4 protein-coding genes are annotated in these 5,134 nt (G+C 42.4%); 2 read left to right on the top strand and 2 right to left on the bottom strand.

Annotated features, from left to right (window positions below; genetic code table 11):
• Together VIP81_RS29065 and VIP81_RS29070 are read left to right on the top strand one after the other, a co-directional pair.
• Positions 1–1,119: sulfatase/phosphatase domain-containing protein (locus VIP81_RS29065; protein WP_331969950.1), on the top strand; the 1,119-nt coding region annotated here is incomplete at its 5' end.
• Between the two features lie 229 nt (positions 1,120–1,348).
• Complete coding sequence (locus VIP81_RS29070) at positions 1,349–3,178, top strand: ABC transporter ATP-binding protein (protein ID WP_331969953.1); 1,830 nt, start codon at positions 1,349–1,351, stop codon at positions 3,176–3,178.
• A 50-nt stretch (positions 3,179–3,228) separates the two neighbouring features.
• Here the strand turns inward: VIP81_RS29070 and VIP81_RS29075 are convergent, their stop codons facing one another.
• Together VIP81_RS29075 and VIP81_RS29080 are read right to left on the bottom strand one after the other, a co-directional pair.
• Positions 3,229–4,038, bottom strand: coding sequence for a glycosyltransferase family 2 protein (locus VIP81_RS29075; protein ID WP_331969956.1), 810 nt, complete (start codon positions 4,036–4,038; stop codon positions 3,229–3,231).
• 400 nt (positions 4,039–4,438) lie between these two features.
• Positions 4,439–5,134 (bottom strand): DNA/RNA non-specific endonuclease (locus tag VIP81_RS29080; RefSeq protein ID WP_331969959.1); only part of this gene is annotated, 696 nt, incomplete at its 5' end.

Raw genomic sequence — 5,134 nt, forward strand, 5'->3', positions numbered from 1 at the left:
CGCATCCTCAATCATCAGGGACAATATTACAACCCCGATATCATCGGCCCGGGAGATACCTCCCGCATAGAAGGATACGTGACGAATATCATCACCAAACTGTCTATCAACTGGCTCAACAACCGCGATACTTCCAAACCATTTTTTCTGGTAGTAGGCGAAAAGGCTACTCACCGCGAATGGCTGCCGGATATTCCTGACCTGGGCACCTATGACGATAAAACATTCCCGCTGCCTCCTACTTTTAAAGACGACTATAAAAACAGGCTGGCTGCACAAAACCAGGACATGACCATCGATAAAACCATGCGCCTGAAAGACGACCTGAAAGTACATGCCGATTACGAAAAAGGAATCTATGGCCGCTTTACACCAGCGCAGAAAAAAGCATACATAGATTACTACGAAAACAAAATCAGCAAAGAGTTCGATGCACTCCATCTCTCCGGTGATGCCCTGGTAGAGTGGAAGTACCAGCGCTACCTGAAAGACTATCTCGCCACCGCCAAATCACTCGACCGCAACATCGGACAATTGCTGGACTACCTCGATAAGTCCGGGCTGTCAAAGAATACAGTAGTCGTATATGCGTCGGATCAGGGCTTTTATTTGGGTGAACATGGTTGGTTTGATAAACGCTTTATGTATGAAGAGTCATTGCGTACTCCCTTTGTAATAAAATATCCCGGCGTAATAAAGCCCGGTACCTCCATCGATCAGCTGATGCTGAACATTGACTGGGCGCCTACTTTCCTTAATATGGCCGATGTAAAAGTACCTGACGATATCCAGGGTACCTCCTTTCTGCCCCTGCTGAAAGAAAATCCTAAAAAAGTAACCTGGAGAAAAGAAGCCTATTACCATTATTACGAATTCCCGGAACCGCATCATGTATATCCTCATTTCGGCATTCGCACCGAACAATATACTTTGGTACGCTTCTATGGAGCATCCAACAGCTGGGAACTGTATGACCTGCAAAAAGATCCACGCGAGGTCAATAACCTCTACGGACAAAAGAGCTACGAAAAACTCACGGCTACTTTAAAAAACAACCTTAAAAAACTGATGATACAGTATAAAGACACAGAAGCTTTAAAAATATTGGAGGCAAAATAAGCCTCCAGTCGCAGAGCCTCCACCAAAACTTTTGACAATTAAGCCAAAAGGGCTATTTTTGAGTCCTGATTGCAGTATTTACTGGTGATCTGCTGGCTTGAAAGTGCGACTGAAAATATTTCTTTAAGTTATTGATAAATAGGAAATTAAAAACTTAAGGAACCGCATCAGCAACGGTGCGGTTTTTTTTATGCACCGTCTTTAATCATTATACGACTATTATTTAAATATGAAGACATACTTCCGACTTTTATCATTTGCTAAACCTATTAACAAATTTGCGATTCCCTATTTCTTTTGCACGATACTATCGGTTATATTCAGTACGCTGAATCTTGCGCTGCTGGCCCCTTTGCTGGATACATTATTTACTAAAAACCCATCCCAGGCCGTTACTCCGATGCCGGATAATTACTTCAAAATTTTTGAAGTATTTAAACATTATACTACTTCTATTTCAAGTCAATACGGTCAGTTAGCCAGTCTGAAATTTGTATGTATAGGCATTGTTTGTTCTGTATTGCTGGGCAACCTGTTCCGCTATTTCGCAGACCGCACCATGGAAAGCTTGCGGATCCAGACATTACTGAACTTACGCAGAACCGTATTTAATAACGTAATGGACCTGCATCTGGGCTATTTCAGTAATGAAAGAAAGGGAGATATCATCTCCAAGATCGCCTCAGACGTACAGGTAGTACAATATACCGTTACCGGCACCTTACAGGTATTATTTAAAGAGCCAATTACCCTGATCTCTTTCCTGGTTATGCTGTTTCTGATTTCTTTTAAATTAACCCTGATCTCTATGCTGGTTATCCCGGTAGCAGGAGTAATTATAGGCAGAATTGTAAGAAACCTGAAAGCACAGGCGACTGCTTCTCATGAAACATATGGTGTGATGATCAGTTACCTCGATGAAGCATTGAATGGTATCCGGATCATAAAGGCATTTAATGCGGTGAAGTTTATTACCAACCGCTTCGACAAACAAAACCGCCTCTATTCAAAGATTACCCGTTCCATGGCTAAAAGGCAGCAACTCGCCTCTCCTGTTTCTGAAACACTGGGCGTATTGATGGTAGCAGGCATTGTATTTTACGGCGGCTCTCTCATTATTAATAATCAGGGAAACATGGACGGATCTACCTTTGTGGTATACATCGCTCTCTTTTCCCAGATCATGCGTCCTGCCAAAGCTATTTCAGGTGCTTTCAGCGGTATCCACTCCGGCGTTGCTGCCGGTGAAAGGGTGCTGAAACTGATAGATGAAAAACCACTTATCTTCAATGCTCCTGATGCCATTGCCTTAAACAGTTTTGACGAAGCAATCCGGTTTGAGAATGTGTCTTTCGCCTACGGAGAAAAAACCATCCTGAATAATATTAATCTCACGATTCCCAAAGGTGCGTCGGTGGCTTTAGTAGGACCTTCCGGTGGCGGTAAGTCCACGTTAATGGACTTAATTCCCCGCTTTATGGACCCTCAGAGCGGTAGTGTGCTCATTGATGGAAAAAACCTGAAAAAAGTAACCATGGAATCTCTCCGCGCCCTGATGGGTGTGGTTAACCAGGAATCCATTCTCTTCAATGATACCATCTTCAATAATATTGCCTTCGCCAAACCATCCGCTACGGCCGCTGAAGTAGAAGCCGCTGCCAGGATAGCCAATGCGCACGAATTCATTACCAGCACGGAAAACGGCTACCAAACGAACATCGGAGATAAAGGCTCCAAGCTTTCCGGTGGACAACGCCAACGTATCTGTATTGCACGCGCAGTAATCGCCAATCCACCAATGATGTTGCTGGATGAAGCTACTTCTGCACTGGACACAGAATCCGAAAAAATGGTACAGGATGCACTCAATAACCTGATGAAAAACCGTACTTCACTGGTCATTGCACATCGTCTGAGCACCATTCAAAATGCTGATCTCATTGTAGTACTGGACAACGGGCAAATTGCCGAACAAGGCACCCATCTGGAACTACTCAATAATAACGGTATTTATAAACGGCTGATAGAAATGCAGATGTTTGCCACCAATAACGAATAACAAAAAGGCCACCATATGGTGGCCTTTTTTTATAAAGTCGTTTTGAATAATCAGTCAGTTGTAAGGTGGTGACGATAGCCATTGGAACAATAAGCTATTCCCTGATTTAAGGTATCAAGGTATACCCTGTAGTTAATATTCTCGTGTACGCGTGAATTGAAAGGATGATGCAGATGATAACAAACTGCCTTTAGCTTAACCTTCTTCTGGTAAAGTCCTGAGTTGATAAAACGTGCCGCCAGTTCAATGTCCTCATGTCCCCAACCCTTCAACTCATTATTATAGCCATTCACTTTCAAAAAATCCTGTCTCCAGAAAGCACAATTACAACCAATCCAGTTTCTCGACCGTTTCGTCTTTTTAATAACCAAAGGAGCTAAAAATGGAATGCGAAGAGAATTAATCCTGTTTCTTACACCTTTACTAAAAGTAGAAACTGATTCAAAGTTGCCGGTGACCAGGCATTTTTTAGTAATCTCTTCAGGCAACAATACCCGGCTGCCGCGAATATAATAACCTCTTTCTGCCTCACTGATGTGATCTTTTATAAAAAGCTCATGCATCACGATATCCCCATCAATCTGAATAATATAGTCTGAGGAGGTACCGGTAATGGCCTGGTTAATGATAATCGTTTTACGAAATCCCTCATCCGGATGCCAGAAATGCTTGACCGGGATAGACGTTTTCTGTCTGAAAGCTTCTACAACAGCCCTGGTGGTCTCTCCGGAGCCATCATCGGCGATGATAACCTCGTCAGGGAGCACGGTTTGCACCAGTACACTTTCCAGCACCAGCTTCAAGGCTTCCGGCCAGTTGTATGTTGTAACAAGTAAGGCTACCGACACTCTTTCCCCCATATTAATTATATATAAAAATTAATGTTTAAAAAGCTCATGTTGCTATCCTTCCATTGTATAACGCTCTCTTATAGCAATTTATTACGCAGTTTCCCTTTCTATCGTGTGCACAGTTTTATACTGCTATATCTTTATATAATCAAGAAAGTGTAGGTCCATCTTGCTATAAATCGGTCAGTTATACTTTAAGTCAGCTCTATAGTTATAAAACGGTTCCAGGATAGAATAAGTTACACGTTGCTACCGTACTTCTATAAAATTGTGCCAAATTGGGCATTCTGAAACTTATCATGACTTTTTTATGGTTAAAAGGATTCAAACTATAAAAACATAATAATTTTATGCAATTTATAATATAATTACCATAACCACATAATATTTTTTTTAGTGATACAAGCGTCTATTCACCGTTATCTACCTTCTTCATCAACTCCTGCCGCACTGCCGCCGGTACTTTATCTAATAATTTATAACGGGTAACCTTTTCTATTTCCTCCATGGATGTGAGATAGGCCGACCACTTTGTATTAACATCGTTTTTATTCGGTGTGTTCACCGCAATGATGCGTGTATTTTTATTAATACGCTTCAAGTCATTGTTCCCCTCTGGTAACACGACAAGAATTTTCCAAATATGATCCGGCACATTCACATTACTATGGTCAATTGTTTTTGCCAAACCCTTACTTCCCACGCCACCGCAGCCATAACTACCCATGATCACATACACCTCATTGCCATCCATTACCAGCTCCCGCGTGTAATCCTCCAGATTCTTCCACAAATGCTGATTATGATTGGGGGCCTGAGGAATCATATTCGTCATCAGAAAGGTAGCCTCATTAGCAGCTCTGGTGGCGGTACGATCCCCGGAAGGACAATTATGTCCCCTGTCAAAACCACTCCCTATATAACTCGTCTGCGATACCTGATACCAATCATTTGGCAGATCTGCATCCGGACGGAAATCATTGGCCCGGGACATTTTCCCCAGATCCTTCCGCGAAACATGCCAGCAAACCCAATTAGGGGTGCCTCTGTCGCGGTTATAGGATAATTTATAATAACCCTTATCCATCAGGTAATTATTGGCCAT

Origin of the sequence: Chitinophaga sp. (genome assembly GCF_036566945.1) — a bacterium.
Classification (GTDB): domain Bacteria; phylum Bacteroidota; class Bacteroidia; order Chitinophagales; family Chitinophagaceae; genus Chitinophaga.

Bases quoted from the DNA above. Each gene is read 5' to 3' on its own strand.
- VIP81_RS29075 (WP_331969956.1), bottom strand. From the start codon at position 4,038: ATGGGGGAAAGAGTGTCGGTAGCCTTACTTGTTACAACATACAACTGG.
- VIP81_RS29070 (WP_331969953.1), top strand. From the start codon at position 1,349: ATGAAGACATACTTCCGACTTTTATCATTTGCTAAACCTATTAACAAA.